We start from the raw sequence: 16486 nt of genomic DNA on the forward strand, positions 1-16486 counted from the left end.
CCATTCTCGAAGAAGGCGCCAAGTTTTGTGAGCAGGTGCTGGCTCCGCTGAACCGCGTGGGTGACACCGAAGGCTGCACCTGGAGCGAGTCGGGCGTTAAAACCCCGACCGGTTTCAAAGAAGCCTACAAGCAATTCGTCGAAGGCGGCTGGCCTAGCCTGGCCCACGATGTAGAGCACGGCGGCCAGGGCCTGCCGGAGTCTCTGGGCCTGGCTGTCAGCGAAATGGTTGGCGAGGCCAACTGGTCGTGGGGCATGTACCCAGGCCTGTCCCATGGCGCGATGAACACTATTTCCGAGCACGGCACGCCTGAGCAGCAAGAGGCTTACCTGACCAAACTGGTTTCCGGCGAATGGACCGGCACCATGTGCCTGACCGAGCCGCACTGCGGCACTGACCTGGGCATGTTGCGCACCAAGGCCGAACCTCAGGCCGACGGCTCCTACAAAGTGTCCGGCACCAAGATCTTCATCTCGGCCGGTGAGCACGACATGGCCGACAACATCGTCCACATCGTTCTGGCACGTCTGCCGGACGCACCTGCCGGCACCAAAGGCATCTCGCTGTTCATCGTGCCGAAATTCCTGCCGAACGCAGATGGCTCGATCGGCGCGCGCAACGCTGTGAGCTGCGGTTCCCTGGAACACAAGATGGGCATCCACGGCAACGCCACCTGCGTGATGAACTTCGACGCGGCCACCGGTTACCTGATCGGCCCGGCGAACAAAGGCCTGAACTGCATGTTCACCTTTATGAACACCGCACGTCTGGGTACCGCGCTGCAAGGTCTGGCACACGCCGAGATCGGCTTCCAGGGCGGCCTGAAATACGCTCGCGATCGCCTGCAAATGCGCTCCCTGACTGGCCCGAAAGCGCCGGACAAAGYCGCTGACCCGATCATCGTTCACCCTGATGTTCGTCGCATGCTGTTGACCATGAAGGCGTTCGCCGAAGGCAACCGTGCGATGGTTTACTTCACCGCCAAGCAAGTTGACATCGTCAAATACGGCGTCGATGAAGAAGAGAAGAAGAAAGCCGACGCATTGCTGGCCTTCATGACGCCGATCGCCAAAGCCTTCATGACTGAAGTCGGTTTCGAATCCGCCAACCACGGCGTGCAGATCTACGGTGGCCACGGCTTCATCGCCGAGTGGGGCATGGAGCAGAACGTTCGCGACAGCCGTATTTCGATGCTGTACGAAGGCACCACCGGCATCCAGGCACTCGACCTGCTGGGCCGTAAAGTGCTGATGACTCAAGGCGAAGCGCTCAAGGGCTTCACCAAGATCGTCCACAAGTTCTGCCAGAGCAACGAAGGCAATGACGCGGTCAAAGAGTTCGTCGAGCCATTGGCTGCGCTGAACAAAGAATGGGGCGAGCTGACCATGAAGGTCGGTATGGCGGCCATGAAAGATCGCGAAGAAGTCGGCGCAGCATCCGTGGACTACCTGATGTACTCCGGTTACGCCTGCCTGGCCTACTTCTGGGCTGACATGGCGCGTCTGGCGGCCGAGAAACTGGCTGCCGGCACCACTGAAGAGGCGTTCTACACCGCCAAGCTGCAGACTGCGCGCTTCTACTTCCAGCGCATCCTGCCGCGTACCCGCACTCACGTTGCAACCATGCTGTCGGGCGCCAACAACCTGATGGACATGAAAGAAGAAGACTTCGCACTGGGTTACTAAGCCCTACGCAGTCTCTTCACAAAGCCGCTGCTTCTTCGGAAGCAGCGGCTTTTTTATGCCTGACGCAAACGATCACGTCTTTAAATATTCCTGACTAAAACGCTAAGAAGAACGACTTTGCTGCCGTTAAAGAGGCTGCGATGTGACGCCTGTCACGTTGCACGTGCTTAGCTGCGCCAAATGCAGGCACAATGCCATCTTTGTTTGCCGGGTCGGAGCTTTACCCTTGCCGCGTTCTTCCGCTGTACGTGTCAGCCATTTTTTGCCATCGCTGCTGTTGTTGCTCGCGGGGCTTGCGGCTGCCTACGTCAAGGATCTCAACGTCTTCTTCACTTCGCTGTTCAACGTTCTGCCCACTCTGGTGCTGTTGCTCGGCGGTGCGTATTGCGCGGTTTATAGACGTCAGCGTGAACTGTTTCTGATGGTCACGGTGTACATCGCCTACTTCCTGCTCGACACCCAGACTGACTATTACCGCGACAACGGCAAGGTTCGTGAAGACGCCGCGGTGGTGTTCCATCTGTGCTGTCTGTTGTTGCCGTTGCTGTTTGGCTTGTTCGCTGCCTGGCAAGAGCGTACTCACCTGTTCCAGGACATGGTGGCGCGTTTCGCTGTGTTGCTGGCGTTCGGCAGTGTGGCGCTGGGGCTGGAGCAAAGTTACCCACAGGCGCTGCTGATGTGGCTGTCGGAGATCCGCTGGCCGGCGTTGCATGGTGCGTGGATGAGCCTGATCCAATTGTCTTATCCCGTGTTCGTCGCCTCGTTCCTGTTATTGGCCTGGCAATACTGGCGCAACCCAAGACCTTTGCACGCTGCGCAATTGGTGGGGCTGTTGGGATTGTTCTGGATGTTGCCGAAAACCTTCATCCTGCCCTTCACCCTCAACATCATGTGCAGCCAGGTGATGTTGATGATTGCCGCCGCGGTTGCCCATGAGGCCTATCAGATGGCTTTCCGCGACGAACTCACCGGCCTGCCGGGGCGCCGCGCCCTGAACGAGCGCATGCAACGGCTGGGGCGCAATTACGTGCTGGCGATGAGCGACGTCGATCACTTCAAGAAATTCAACGACACCCACGGCCACGATGTCGGCGACCAAGTGTTGCGTCTGGTCGCCAGCAAGCTGTCGAAAATCAGTGGTGGCGGTAGGGCATATCGCTACGGCGGTGAGGAATTTGCCTTGGTGTTCGCAGGCAAGACCCTCGAAGAGTGCATGCCGCATCTGGAGGTCATCCGCGAATCCATTGCCACTTACAACATCCAGCTGCGCAATCAGGACAGCCGTCCCCAGGATGACCAGCAGGGGCGCCAGCGTCGCGCGGGTTCGGGTGCCTCGAGTGTTTCGGTCACCGTCAGCATCGGCGTCGCCGAACGCCTGGAACAACGCACCCCCGAAGAAGTGCTCAAATCCGCCGACCAAGCGCTCTACAGCGCCAAGGGCGCGGGGCGAAACTGTGTGATGGCCTTCGGTCAGAACCGCCGTGGCGCAGTGCGCATGGACGCCGCTGCGGGTTGAGTGATGATGGCGCATTCAGCGTCTGGACTGTGATTGTGAGGTGTGATGCACGGCGGTAGGTTTGAGCCATCTGCTGCCGGAGAAATGAACATGCCCGAGTACAAAGCTCCCCTGCGCGACATGCGCTTTCTGATCGATCACGTGTTTGATTTTCACAGCAACTACGCCGCGCTGGGGGCCTCCGATGCCAGCCCGGACATGGTCAATGCGATTCTCGAAGAAGGCGCGAAATTCTGTGAGAACGTTCTCGCACCGCTGAACCGCAGCGGCGACGAAGAAGGCTGCCATTTCGACAACGGTGTGGTCACAACGCCTACAGGCTTCAAGCAAGCATTCGCACAATACGTGGAAGGCGGCTGGCATGGTCTGGCGGCGGACCCGGCTTACGGCGGCCAGGGCTTGCCAAGTTCCTTGGGGCTGGTCATCAGCGAAATGGTCGGCTCCAGTAACACGTCCTGGGGCATGTACCCCGGCCTGACCCACGGTGCGATGTCGGCCATCCATGCCCATGGCACTGAAGAACAGAAACAGACCTACCTGAGCAAGCTCACCGCAGGCCAATGGACCGGCACCATGTGCCTGACCGAAGCTCATTGCGGCACCGATCTGGGCATCATCAAGACCCGCGCCGTGCCTCAGGCCGATGGCAGTTACGCGATCTCTGGCAGCAAGATATTCATCTCCGCCGGTGAGCACGACATGAGTGACAACATCATTCATCTGGTGCTGGCCAAATTGCCGGACGCGCCAGCGGGGACCAAAGGTATTTCGCTGTTTATCGTGCCCAAATTCCTACCCAATGCCGAGGGTGAKGCAGGCGAGCGCAACGGCGTTTCCTGCGGTTCGATCGAACACAAAATGGGCATCAAGGCCTCGGCCACCTGCGTGCTGAATTTCGACGATGCCAAGGGCTTCTTGATCGGTGAGCCGAATAAGGGCCTGAACTGCATGTTCACCATGATGAACCACGCGCGGCTCGGCACCGGCATGCAAGGTTTGTGTCTGGGGGAGGCGAGCTTCCAGGGGGCGGTCAAATACGCCAACGACCGTCTGCAAATGCGCTCGCTGACCGGCCCGAAAGCCCCGGAAAAACCTGCCGACCCGATCATCGTGCATCCCGATGTGCGCAGGATGTTGTTGACCATGAAGGCCTTCAATGAAGGCAACCGGGCGCTGACTTACTTCACCGCACAGTTGCTGGACGCTGCGCACCTGAGCCCGGATGAAACGGCGCGTCAGGACGCCGAGGATTTGCTGGCGTTCCTCACACCGATCTGCAAAGCCTTCATGACCGACACCGGGCTGGAGGTGACCAACCTCGGCATGCAGGTGTTTGGCGGCCACGGTTTCATTCGTGAGTGGGGCATGGAGCAGTTGGTTCGCGACTGCCGGATCGCGCCGATCTATGAAGGCACCAACGGCATTCAGGCGCTGGATCTGCTTGGGCGCAAAGTCCTTGGCAGTCAGGGAAAACTGCTGCGCGGCTTCACTAAAATCGTCCACAAGTTCTGTGCGGCAAACGCTGAGCACCCGCAACTCGGCGGTTATGTGGCGCAACTCAACGATCTGAATCAGCAGTGGGGTGAATTGACCACCAGGATCGGCATGGCTGCRATGAAAAATCCGGATGAGGTCGGCGCCGCCTCGGTGGATTACCTGATGTACTGCGGCTATATCATCCTCGGCTACCTGTGGCTACGCATGGCGCTGGTGGCTCAGTCGCAGTTGGAGGCGGGCAGCGGTGATGCCGATTATTGCCGAGGCAAGCTGGCGACCAGCGAGTTTTACTTCAAGCGCTTACTGCCGCGTACGGCTGCTCATCGGGCGGCCATCGAGGCGGGTAGCGACTGTTTGATGAAGTTGCCGGCGGAGTTGTTTGCACTTTAATCATTCAAATCGGCCATAAAGAAGCCCGCCTTGCTGCGGGCTTCTTTATGAAGAACAGGTCGGTGACTAAAAATAACAAATCGGTCATGGGCTGACCCTATGTGTCGTAAAAGTTGTTGAGGTACACTCGGACACAGCGAAATCACTATTCCTACGAACCACCTGTTTAGATCTTGCGAGGTTTGCCATGGCTGACTACAAAGCGCCCCTGCGCGATATGCGCTTCGTCCTCAATGAAGTTTTCGAGGTCGCCAAACTCTGGGCCGAACTGCCTGCGCTCGCCGAGACCGTCGATGCTGAAACCGTCGAAGCCATTCTGGAAGAAGCCGGCAAGGTCACCAGCAAAAGCATCGCGCCCCTGAGCCGTGCGGCTGACGAAGAAGGTTGCCACTGGGCCGACGGTGCMGTCACCACCCCGGCCGGTTTCCCACAGGCGTATCAGACCTACGCTGAAGGCGGTTGGGTCGGTGTCGGTGGCGATCCAACCTACGGCGGCATGGGCATGCCCAAGGCGGTTTCGGCGCAGGTCGAAGAAATGGTCAACTCCGCCAGCCTGTCGTTCGGTCTGTATCCGATGCTGACCGCCGGCGCCTGCCTGTCGATCAACGCCCACGCCAGCGAAGAGCTGAAAGCCGCGTACCTGCCGAACATGTACGCCGGTGTCTGGGCCGGTTCCATGTGCCTGACCGAGCCGCACGCCGGTACTGATCTGGGGATTATCCGCACCAAGGCCGAACCTCAGGCTGACGGTTCCTACAAGGTCAGCGGCACCAAGATCTTCATCACCGGCGGCGAGCACGACCTGACCGAAAACATCATCCACCTGGTATTGGCCAAACTGCCAGACGCGCCAGCAGGGCCGAAAGGTATTTCGCTGTTCCTGGTGCCGAAGTTCATGGTCAATGCCGATGGCAGCCTCGGTGCGCGCAACCCGGCGACCTGTGGTTCGATCGAACACAAGATGGGTATCCAGGCGTCTGCGACCTGCGTGATGAACTTCGACGAAGCCGTGGGTTACCTGGTCGGCGAGCCGAACAAAGGCCTGGCGGCGATGTTCACCATGATGAACTACGAGCGTCTGGGTGTCGGCATCCAGGGCCTGGCCTCGGGTGAACGTTCCTACCAGAACGCCATTGAATACGCTCGCGACCGCCTGCAGAGCCGTTCGCCGACCGGCGCGCAGAACAAGGACAAAGTGGCTGACCCGATCATCGTCCACCCTGACGTGCGTCGCATGCTGCTGACCATGAAAGCCTCGAACGAAGGCGGCCGTGCATTTTCCACTTACGTGGCGATGCAACTGGACACCGCCAAGTTCAGCGAAGACGCCACCACCCGCAAGCGCGCAGAAGACCTGGTCGCACTGTTGACGCCTGTTGCCAAGGCATTCCTGACCGATTTGGGGCTTGAAACCACAGTTCATGGCCAGCAGATTTTTGGCGGCCACGGCTACATCCGTGAGTGGGGCCAGGAGCAACTGGTTCGTGACGTGCGTATCACGCAGATCTACGAAGGCACCAATGGTATTCAGGCGCTGGACCTTGTCGGGCGCAAGATCGTCGGCAGCGGCGGGGCATTCTACAAACTGTTCGCTGACGAGATTCGTCATTTCACCGCGACGGCCAGTGCTGATTTGGCGGAGTTCACCAAACCGCTGAACGATGCAGTGGGCACCCTCGACGATCTGACCGCATGGCTGCTGGACCGGGCGAAAAACAACCCGAACGAAATCGGCGCTGCTTCGGTCGAGTATCTACAAGCATTCGGTTACACCGCCTATGCCTACATGTGGGCACTGATGGCCAAGGCAGCCTTCGGCAAAGAAGCGCAGGACGATTTCTACGCGAGCAAACTGGGTACGGCGCGGTTCTATTTCGCTCGTCTGCTGCCACGTATTCACTCGTTGAGCGCGTCGGTAAAGGYGGGAAGCGAATCGTTGTTCCTGTTGGACGCAGGACAGTTCTGACTCTGTAACGTCATGTAAGCATTCTCTTACATGACGTGCTGCTGTTTTCCCATATGCGCAGATTGGATCCAGAGCTAATCTACTTCACATGGACGTCGCGCAGGAAGCGCAAAGCAACAACACGGACACGTAGGATTCTGCCAGGACGGCGGAGTGAAATGGATGTCAGGGAAACAGTCTGCAAAGCCCCGCTTCGGCGGGGTTTTCTTTTGCCTGCAAAAAAGTTCAGCTCAACCCATCCAGGGCCGTCGGGCTACGCAAGTGTTCATCCATCACCTCTTCCAGCAATGTCCGCAACAACGCCAGCGAAGCCTGTTGCCGCTGCACATCCCGACACACCAACCCCACTTTCAGCGGCACCCGCGGCTCACTCAGTGGTTTCCACAGCAACTCTTGGTCGCCATGGGTCTTTTGCGAGCGTCCGGGCAGCACAGTCGCCAGCCGCGTGTGCGGCAGGCTGTCGAGAATCCCCGCCATGTTGTTCAGCTCGGCCTGCACCTGCGGCCGGCGCCCAAGACTGGCCAGTTGTGCCTGCCAGATCTGCCGCACCTGGAACTCTTCACCCAACAGCAACATGGGCAACTCGGCCGCCTGGCTCATGGAGACCTTCTTGAATTCGCGCAACGGATGGTCCGCCGGGATGACAAGGGTCAGCTCATCTTCGTACAACGGCACGCCGTGCAAACCCGGCTGACGGGGCGGCAGGTAACTGATCCCGATGTCCAGCGAACCATTGAGTAGTCGCCGCTCGATTTCCAGGCCGGTCAGTTCATAGATCTGCACCACCAGATGCGGCTGTGCCTTGCGCACGCGTTCGAGCATTTGCGGCACCAGGCTGGAGTGGACGGTCTGCAGTACGCCAATGGCCAAGGTTCGCAGCGCCTTGCCCTTGAAATTGCCCAAGGCTTCGCGCGTGCGTTGCAAGCCATCGAGCAAGGGCAGGGCATGGTTGTACAACGTGTGGGCCGCCAGGGTTGGCAGCAGACGTTTGCTGCTGCGTTCGAACAGGCTCACATCGAGGTTCTGTTCGAGTTGGCGGATCTGCTGGGACAACGCTGGCTGGGAGATAGAAAGCCGCTCGGCGGCCCGACCGACGTGGCCCTCTTCGTAGACCGCGACGAAATAACGCAGTTGCTTGAAATCCATAAGTAATACTTATCGAAAATGCTGAGAAATCGAAATGGCTCAGTGCCTTGCCTACGCCTAGTCTAACCGCATTCACAAGGCTTACAGGGCCATAAAGCACGATGAATACCGTTTACAGCGATGGTGTTTACATAGGCAAGGCAAAAAACCTCGGACGAGGTTTTATCCGATGAATCTGTTCAACCTGCGACGCAAGCCACCGAGCCTTGATGACCTGGCGATGGACACTTCCCTGCCGGCCAGAAGCGACAACTTTTCCAGCGAGTGCCTGATGCCCAGTGTCGAACGACCGAAACAGATTTTCGTGCGTGGCCAAGGCTCCTGGTTGTGGGACAGCGATAACCGCGCTTACCTGGATTTCTCACAGGGTGGCGGCGCCAATAGCCTCGGACATAGCCCTTCAGCACTGGTCAAAGCGATTTCGGAGCAGGCTCAGTCGCTGATCAATCCGGGTTTCGGTCTGCACAACCGCGGCATGCTCAACCTCGCCGACCGGCTCTGCGCCGGTACCGGCAGTGACCAGGCGTACCTGCTCAACAGTGGCAGCGAAGCCTGTGAAGCGGCGATCAAACTGGCGCGCAAATGGGGCCAGCAACATCGTGGCGGCGCTTCGCGGATCATTGTGGCCAGCAAAGGCTGTCATGGCCGTAGCCTGGGGACGATTTCTGCGTCGGACAGTTCGAATCTGATCAACCGATTCGAGCCACAGTTGCCGGGCTTCAGCCATGTCCCGTTCAATGACCTGCCCGCCTTGCATGCGGCCGTGGATGCCCAGACGGTCGCGATCATGCTCGAACCGATCCAGAGCGAGGCCGGGGTGATTCCCGCTACCGAGCACTACCTCAAGGGCGTCGAGCGCTTGTGTCGTGAGCTTGGCATTCTGCTGATATTTGACGAAGTGCAAACCGGCGTCGGGCGCTGCGGCACATTGCTTGCCGAACACTCCTACGGCGTGCGGGCAGATATCGTGGTGCTCGGCAAAGGGCYCGGTGGTGGCGTGCCATTGGCGGCATTGTTGGCGCGAGGCAAGGCCTGTTGTTTCGAAATCGGCGAAATGAGCGGCACTCATCATGGCAATGCGTTGATGAGTGCCGTCGGGCTTGTCGTGCTCGACAGCGTGCAGGACAAGGGCTTTATCGATCATATGCGGGAAACCGCTCAGCATCTGGGCGAAGGCCTGAGTCGTCTGGCCCATCGCTATGGTCACGGCGAATTGCGTGGGCAAGGGCTGCTCTGGGGGCTCGATCTGTCCGACGATTCGGCCGACGCCGTAGTCAAGGCTGCATTGTACGAAGGCTTGCTGCTCAATGCGCCGCAAGCCGATTGCCTGCGCTTTACCCCGGCCCTTACGGTCAGCAAGGCCAATATCGACGAAATGCTCCTGCGTCTGGCCCGCGCCTTCTCCCGCGTGCGCACCGCGCAACTGCAGTGCCGCAAAGGTATTGCGGTCTGATCAGACCCGCCCTGCACGAATTTCCGAACCGTCTCGCGGTATAACGCAGCGCCCCACGTTTGATTCTTTTCGCGTGGGGCGTTTTTTTGTCTCTGCGTTTTGCCGAAGACATTTCAGTGCTTGAGTGATAGCAGGATCAATGGTTGCCCGCGAATTGGGGCGCTACGATTTCAGTCCGCCAACTCCATCACCCGCCGATAAAACATCCATTCCTGCTCCAGCACATGGGCCTGGTTGCCGGCCTTGCGAAAGCCATGGCGTTCGTCGGCATAGTAATGCGCTTCGACCAGAATGCCGTTGTCCTGTAATGCCTTGACCATGTCGCGGGTCTGTTGCGGCACCACCACGGCGTCCAGTTCACCCTGAAAGAAGATCATTGGAACGCTAATGTTGTTCGCATGCAGCAGCGGCGTGCGCGCGGCGTAGCGTTCAGCGTCCTCTACCGGGTCGCCGATCAACCAGTCCAGATAATCGCTTTCGAACTTGTGCGTGACGCGGCCCAGCGCAACGGGATCGCTGACGCCATACAGGCTGGCGCCCGCACGAAAGACCTTGTGAAAGGCCAATGCGCACAATGCGGTGTACCCGCCGGCGCTGCCACCACGGATAAACGCTTTATCGCCGTCGATCAGTCCGCGCTCGGCCAGGTAGCCGACCACTGCGCAGGCATCTTTCACGTCCACCTTGCCCCAGCTCAAATGYAGCGCCTGGCGATAAGCACGGCCGTAGCCGCTGCTGCCTCGGTAGTTGAGATCGGCCACGGCGAAGCCGCGTTGTGCCCAATACTGGATTCGCGGGTCGAACATCGGGTAGCAGGCCGAAGTCGGGCCGCCGTGAATGAACACCACCAAGGGCGGTTTCGTATCGTCGTTCATTGCCGGGTAGAAGAACCCGTGGGCCTCGCCCGAACCGCTCGGATAACGCAGGGTTTGCGGGCGGCTGATCTGATCGGCCGGCAGGGGGACAACACCACCGGCGAGGGTCTTCACCTGCCGGGTCTTGCGGTCAATGGCAATCACCGACGCCGAACTGACTGGTGAAGCGGCGATGCAGTAGATGAACTGGTCATCCTGTGCGAGATGGCGGAAGCGGCTGTAGTCGCCCGTGAAATCCTCACGGGAGCCATCGCCATGACAAAGCCCCAGTCGCCCAAAACCCTCTTCGGTCCAACTGGCCAGATAAGTGTCTTCGCTCAACGGTAACCAGGTGCAACCACCCAATTGCCAGGGCGCCGGTCCATGGTCGGCAGCAGCGCTCGGGAGTGGGCTCAGTCCTTCTGTCGACTCCACCCACGGCTGCCAGAAACCGCCGCGATCGGTCAGACAATACAGACGGCCGCTGTCATCGAATCCCGGTTGTTGCAGTGACTCCTGAGCACCGTCACCGGCCACACAATGCGGCTGCGCAAATGTGTGATCGCGCTGGCGTTCGGCAACCATCAGGCGTGTTGCGGTCCAGGGCTGATCCGGGCGATTCCACTCGATCCAGGCCAAACGTCGACCGTCAGGACTCAAGGTCGGTGCCACGTAGAAATCAGCGCCTTCGGCCAGCAGATGGCGTCGGCCATCGGCCAGATCGATCGCCACCAGGCGATGCCGATCGCGGTTTTCTTCCACCGCCAGCACTTGCCCGTTGGCGAAGTGCAGATCGCCGTACCGGCATTCACTTGAAGTCAGCACCTCAGGCGTCCCATCGCTCAGCGATTGCCGATACAGCTGCTGATCGGCCTCGTTGACGAACACCAGCCCGTCATCGGTCAGACAAAACGCGCCACCGCCATATTCGTACACCCGGCTGCGCACACTGAACGTGGGTGGCGTCAGGCAATGGGCCTGACCGTCGCGCCACTGCCAGACTCGGCAGGCAGCATCTTCGGGGCGGTACTCGTTCCAGAACAGGCCATGTGGCCCGACCTGCAACTCGGCGAAGTCGATGCCGGCCGCGACGGCCCTGGCGGCGCTCAAGGGTTCAGCTTTTGGCGATGAGGCGTGAGTTTCGTTCATTGCGAAAGGCCAGTTGTTCGATGGTCTGGGTCGCGTGCTCGGCTTCTTCGCGGGCCTTGAGGATCACGCCGTGATGTTTCGACTTGCTGCACACCGGGTCGGCATTGCTCGCGTCACCCGTGAGCATGAACGCCTGGCAACGGCAGCCGCCGAAGTCCTTTTCTTTCTCGTCGCAGGAGCGGCACGGCTCGGGCATCCAGTCGTAACCGCGAAAGCGGTTGAAGCCGAACGAGTCGTACCAGATGTGCTGCATGCTGTGGTCGCGCACGTTGGGAAACTGCACCGGCAGCTGTCGGGCGCCATGACAGGGCAGGGCGGTTCCGTCTGGTGTGACCRTCAGAAAAATACTGCCCCAGCCATTCATGCAGGCTTTCGGACGCTCTTCGTAATAGTCCGGCGTCACGAAAATCAGCTTGCACGGATGCCCTTCGGCTTCCAGTTTCGCGCGGTATTCGTTGGTGATGCGTTCGGCGCGAACCAATTGTTCCTTGGTCGGTAACAGGCCGACCCGATTGAGCTGAGCCCAACCATAGAACTGGCACGTCGCGAGTTCGACGAAGTCTGCCTCAAGGGCAATGCACAGCTCGATGATCCGGTCGATTTTGTCGATGTTGTGCCGATGGGTGACGAAGTTCAGCACCATCGGATAGCCGTGCGCCTACACCGCACGGGCCATTTCGAGTTTTTGCGCGAAGGCCTTTTTCGAGCCGGCCAGCAGGTTGTTCACCTGCTCGTCGCTGGCCTGGAAGCTGATCTGGATGTGGTCCAGGCCGGCCTTTTTGAAGTCGCTGATTTTCTGCTCGGTGAGGCCGATGCCGGAGGTGATCAGGTTGGTGTAGAACCCCAGTTTGCGCGCCTCAGCGATCAACTCGGCGAGGTCCTGGCGCACCAGCGGTTCACCACCGGAAAAGCCCAACTGCGCCGCGCCCATTTCCCGGGCTTCGCGAAAGACCTTGATCCACTGCTCGGTGGTCAACTCCCGGCCTTGCTCGGCGAAATCCAGCGGATTGGAGCAGTACGGGCATTGCAACGGGCAGCGATAGGTCAGCTCGGCCAGCAGCCAAAGGGGCAGGCCGATTTCGGGCTTGGGCGGTAACTTGCCTGACACGGAATCAGGCAAGTTCGATCCAGTGCTGAGCACGGGCGACCTCCATGAATTGCTCGATGTCGTCACCGAGCTCGGGCACGCCGGGGAACTGTTTGTCGAGCTCGGCGATGATGGCCGCGACATCTCGCTGGCCATCGATCAAGCCGCCGATCAGCGCGGCGCTCTCATTGAGTTTGATCATGCCTTCGGGGTAGAGCAATACATGGCCCTTTTGCGCCGGTTCGTACTGGAAACGGTAGCCGGGACGCCAGGTCGGGGTTTTGCTGCGATCAAAACTCATAAGGTGATTCCTTTATGCCAGACCCGCTGTTCGGTCACGCTGTGGTACGGCGGGCGGTTCAGTTCGTAGGCCATGCTCATGGCATCGAGCATGCTCCAAAGAATGTCCAGTTTGAACTGGAGAATTTCCAGCATGCGCTCCTGGCCTTCCCGCGTAGTGTAATGCTGCAACGTGATTGCCAGACCGTGCTCCACATCCCGGCGAGCCTGGCCCAGGCGCGTACGGAAATATTCGTAACCGGCCGGGTCGATCCACGGGTAATGCTGCGGCCAACTGTCGAGGCGCGATTGGTGGATTTGCGGCGCGAACAGCTCGGTCAATGAGCTGCTGGCGGCTTCCTGCCAACGGGCCCGGCGGGCGAAGTTGACGTAGGCATCCACGGCGAAACGCACGCCGGGCAGCACCAGCTCCTGGGAGCGCAACTGATCCGGGTCGAGGCCGACCGCTTGCCCAAGACGCAACCAGGCTTCGATACCGCCGTCTTCGCCGGGGGCGCCGTCATGGTCCAGCAGGCGCTGAATCCACTCGCGACGAATCTCGCGGTCCGGGCAGTTGGCCAGGATCGCGGCGTCCTTGAGCGGGATGTTCACCTGATAGTAAAAGCGGTTGGCGACCCAGCCCTGGATCTGCTCGCGGGTCGCCCGGCCTTCATACATCGCCACGTGATACGGATGATAGATGTGGTAGTAGGCGCCCTTGGCGCGCAGGGCCGCTTCGAATTCGGCGGGGGACATTGGGGTATCAGTCATTGCGGTTCTCCGGGAACAACCGGTGGATTCTTTGGTGTCTGGTCTGACGCCTTCGCGGGCAGGCCTGCTCCCACAGAGATAGCGCTATCCCTGTGGGAGCGTGGCTGGCCCGCGAAGAGGCCATCCGCTACAGCACAATACTCATGCCGTCATAAGCCACTTCAACTTCACGACGGGCCAGCTCCGCACGCTCTGGCGAATCCTCATCGAGAATCGGGTTGGTGTTGTTGATGTGGATAAGCACTTTGCGCTGCTTGGGCAGTTGTTCCAGCACTTCGAGCATGCCGCCGGGGCCGTTCTGCGCCAGGTGGCCCATTTCCCGACCCGTGCGCGTGCCGACGCCACGGCGCTGCATTTCGTCGTCGTCCCACATCGTACCGTCTACCAGCAGACAATCGCTGCTGGCCATGATCTTCAGCAGCGGAGCATCGACCTTGCCCAGGCCCGGTGCGTAGAACAGTTTACCGCCGGTGCTCAGGTCTTCGACGATCAGGCCGATGTTGTCGCCCGGATGCGGGTCAAAGCGGTGCGGCGAGTAGGGTGGGGCGGCGCTGCGCAGGGGCAGTGGGGTGAAACGCAGATTCGGGCAGGCCGGGACGGTGAAGCTCTGATCGAGTTCGATACGGTTCCAGTTCAACCCGCCGTTCCAGTGGGTCAGCATGGTGAACAACGGGAACCCGGTGCTCAGGTCTTCATGGACCATGTCAGTGCACCAGACCTGATGCGGGCAACCTTCACGCAGGCTGAGCAGGCCGGTGGTGTGGTCGATCTGGCTGTCCATCAGGATGATTGCGCTGATGCCGGTATCACGCAGCGCGCGGCCCGGCTGCATCGGCGCGAAACTCTGGAGCTGGGCGCGGATGTCCGGCGAAGCATTGCACAGCACCCAGTTCACGCCATCATCGGAAATCGCGATGGACGACTGGGTACGCGCTTCGGCCCGCAGGCTGCCGTCGCGAAAACCTGCGCAGTTCGCGCAGTTGCAGTTCCACTGGGGGAAACCGCCGCCGGCGGCGGAACCTAGAATCTGGACAAACATGGCCGCTCCATCATCGAAAACTGAAAATAAAAACGCCCCGGCAAGCCGAGGCGTAGCACTGCATTCTCTACCAAACGGCAGAGCTTAGCGGCTTGCGAAGTACATGGTGACTTCGAAGCCGATACGCAGGTCGGTGTAAGCAGGTTTGGACCAGGACATAGAAGCGCTCCTTCAGGTGGATGGGACAGTTGAGACCTACACATATAGTCCACCTCCAGCCGGAGATGTTCAGATAGTTAGGTGGCTATGTTACTCAAAATTACAGAGTGATTGGCTGCGAATCTTTGAGAAAGCTAATTGCAGCGCCGGTAATGATCATTTTGCCACTTGCCAGCGCGTAGTCGGGCAAGCTCCGCTGGCCAGACAGCGCCAGCCACCTTCGGCCCTATTCAGTCGCTGTGCCGCGGCCAGCAAGGCTTTGCGGTCGATCTTCAGAATCGCTTGAGGTAAAAGGCCCAGATAATCCGACGAGTGGCCGGCCAGTTTGCCTTGCCAGAGCAGTTCGGCGGCCTGGGTGTTGGGCAGGGCGGTGCTGTCGAATTGATCGGCCAGGGCTTGGCGTTGGGCGATGAAGGTCAGCTCATCGATGCTTTCGATCATCCTTTCGAGCTCGCCGAGGAATTGTTCGATGTGCTGCAACAAGTCCAGAGGCGCGACGCTCGGCGATTGCACGCCGAACAACAGCCCGGTCTGACCGTTGATCTGGCGCAGGCCACTGAACACCGCGTAACCGAGTTGCAGTTCCACCCGCAAGCGTTGATAGAACGGTGTATGGCACACGTGTGCGAGCAAGCGCCAGGCAGCTTCGTCGGCGATGTCATGGGTTGCCGTCGGACAAAAGAGTAACAGCGCGTGTTCGCTGGAGCCGGTATCGATGGCGCTCCAGAGATGCTGTGAGCCGATCGATAGAGGTGACGTCGATTGATGGTCTGGCGTTCCCGGCACACGACTCAACGCCAACCCCATCGCCGCTTGCGTCTGGGCCGACAATCCGGTCGCCAGGCCATCCCAACGCGCACTCGACCAGAGTTGCTGCAAGTCATCCGAGGCTGCGGTGTGTTCAGTGCATAGATCGGGCAGCGCCTTGAGCAGCTGTCGAATCGGCATCAATGGGGTGGCCGTCGGTRCATCCTGTAAGAAACGCGCATCAGGTTTTGTCAGCGCTTTCAGCACATGTTCGAGGACTGTTGGCATCGGTTCCTGCAGCCCCGTCAGTCTCAGCAGCCACTCATTGCCCGATGMGCTGAAGGAAACGTCGACACCGGCCTGACGTGCATCCTCGCGCAACGGCCCCAGGTTGTTTTCCAGATTGGTCTGAAGACGGCTGTGAGGCGCGGACTCCAGGCGCCAGCGCAGATAAACCGCGCCTTCATCCGTGTTATCCGGCAACGCCTGACTGAACTGCATCGGCGAACGTTCGCGGCGACTGCGCGAGCGATCCTGGGCAAAGGTCCGCAGGCCACGGTGGGCGCTGGTCTGGCCGCGAATCAAGCCGGCATTCGGGGCTGGAGTCTCGGTACGCAAAAACGGGTTGGGGGGCGGTAGTTGCCACTGGCCGGTGAAGTTATCCACAGCGCCGATTTGTTGCAGGATTGCCTTGAGGGCGACAACGCCCTGTTCGGACAACCCCGGTGCAAGTTGCTCGCTGTCCCGT

At 59.8% G+C, this 16486-nt stretch carries 12 protein-coding genes and 1 pseudogene; 5 read left to right on the plus strand and 8 right to left on the minus strand.

Annotated features, from left to right (window positions below; translation table 11 throughout):
• From AC1DLB_RS03880 to AC1DLB_RS03895, 4 genes are all read left to right on the plus strand, one after another.
• A partial coding sequence (locus AC1DLB_RS03880) for a phenylacyl-CoA dehydrogenase (RefSeq protein ID WP_477784622.1) occupies positions 1-1685 on the plus strand: 1685 nt, incomplete at its 5' end.
• A 226-nt stretch (positions 1686-1911) separates the two neighbouring features.
• On the plus strand, positions 1912-3201 hold the full coding sequence (locus AC1DLB_RS03885) for a GGDEF domain-containing protein (RefSeq protein ID WP_477743649.1): 1290 nt from the start codon (positions 1912-1914) through the stop codon (positions 3199-3201).
• 90 nt (positions 3202-3291) lie between these two features.
• Entirely contained in the window at positions 3292-5088 is a 1797-nt protein-coding gene (locus AC1DLB_RS03890) for an acyl-CoA dehydrogenase C-terminal domain-containing protein (protein WP_477784623.1), read from the plus strand.
• Between the two features lie 187 nt (positions 5089-5275).
• Positions 5276-7054, plus strand: coding sequence for an acyl-CoA dehydrogenase C-terminal domain-containing protein (locus tag AC1DLB_RS03895; protein ID WP_477784624.1), 1779 nt, complete (start codon positions 5276-5278; stop codon positions 7052-7054).
• A 225-nt stretch (positions 7055-7279) separates the two neighbouring features.
• Here the strand turns inward: AC1DLB_RS03895 and AC1DLB_RS03900 are convergent, their stop codons facing one another.
• Complete coding sequence (locus AC1DLB_RS03900) at positions 7280-8200, minus strand: LysR family transcriptional regulator (RefSeq protein WP_477743652.1); 921 nt, start codon at positions 8198-8200, stop codon at positions 7280-7282.
• A 169-nt stretch (positions 8201-8369) separates the two neighbouring features.
• On the opposite strand from AC1DLB_RS03900, the gene AC1DLB_RS03905 reads away from it, so the two are divergent.
• Positions 8370-9653 carry an aspartate aminotransferase family protein gene (locus AC1DLB_RS03905; protein WP_477784625.1) on the plus strand — a complete coding sequence of 428 codons (1284 nt, stop codon included), beginning with the start codon at positions 8370-8372 and terminating at the stop codon, positions 9651-9653.
• A gap of 170 nt (positions 9654-9823) precedes the next feature.
• Here AC1DLB_RS03905 and AC1DLB_RS03910 read toward each other — a convergent pair whose 3' ends face one another.
• The 7 genes and pseudogenes from AC1DLB_RS03910 to AC1DLB_RS03940 all read right to left on the minus strand — a co-directional run.
• Entirely contained in the window at positions 9824-11656 is a 1833-nt protein-coding gene (locus AC1DLB_RS03910; protein ID WP_477743653.1) for a S9 family peptidase, read from the minus strand.
• Positions 11622-12764: pseudogene (gene pqqE / locus AC1DLB_RS03915) on the minus strand (pyrroloquinoline quinone biosynthesis protein PqqE). The gene AC1DLB_RS03910 and the pseudogene pqqE overlap by 35 nt, the downstream one beginning before the upstream one ends.
• A 4-nt stretch (positions 12765-12768) precedes the next feature.
• Complete coding sequence (gene pqqD, locus AC1DLB_RS03920) at positions 12769-13044, minus strand: pyrroloquinoline quinone biosynthesis peptide chaperone PqqD (protein ID WP_018928829.1); 276 nt, start codon at positions 13042-13044, stop codon at positions 12769-12771.
• Positions 13041-13793 carry a pyrroloquinoline-quinone synthase PqqC gene (gene pqqC, locus AC1DLB_RS03925; RefSeq protein WP_007936521.1) on the minus strand — a complete coding sequence of 251 codons (753 nt, stop codon included), beginning with the start codon at positions 13791-13793 and terminating at the stop codon, positions 13041-13043. The genes pqqD and pqqC overlap by 4 nt, the downstream gene beginning before the upstream one ends.
• A gap of 127 nt (positions 13794-13920) precedes the next feature.
• On the minus strand, positions 13921-14832 hold the full coding sequence (gene pqqB, locus AC1DLB_RS03930) for a pyrroloquinoline quinone biosynthesis protein PqqB (RefSeq protein ID WP_018928830.1): 912 nt from the start codon (positions 14830-14832) through the stop codon (positions 13921-13923).
• Between the two features lie 84 nt (positions 14833-14916).
• Positions 14917-14991: a pyrroloquinoline quinone precursor peptide PqqA gene (pqqA, locus tag AC1DLB_RS03935; protein ID WP_009045898.1), complete on the minus strand. Its 75-nt coding sequence runs from the start codon at positions 14989-14991 to the stop codon at positions 14917-14919.
• A gap of 156 nt (positions 14992-15147) precedes the next feature.
• A partial coding sequence (locus AC1DLB_RS03940) for an insulinase family protein (protein ID WP_477784626.1) occupies positions 15148-16486 on the minus strand: 1339 nt, incomplete at its 5' end.

It is taken from the genome of Pseudomonas sp. 05N434 (assembly GCF_056396965.1).

Bases quoted from the DNA above. Each gene is read 5' to 3' on its own strand.
- pqqB (WP_018928830.1), bottom strand. From the start codon at position 14,832: ATGTTTGTCCAGATTCTAGGTTCCGCCGCCGGCGGCGGTTTCCCCCAG.
- pqqD (WP_018928829.1), bottom strand. From the start codon at position 13,044: ATGAGTTTTGATCGCAGCAAAACCCCGACCTGGCGTCCCGGCTACCGT.
- pqqC (WP_007936521.1), bottom strand. From the start codon at position 13,793: ATGACTGATACCCCAATGTCCCCCGCCGAATTCGAAGCGGCCCTGCGC.
- AC1DLB_RS03900 (WP_477743652.1), bottom strand. From the start codon at position 8,200: ATGGATTTCAAGCAACTGCGTTATTTCGTCGCGGTCTACGAAGAGGGC.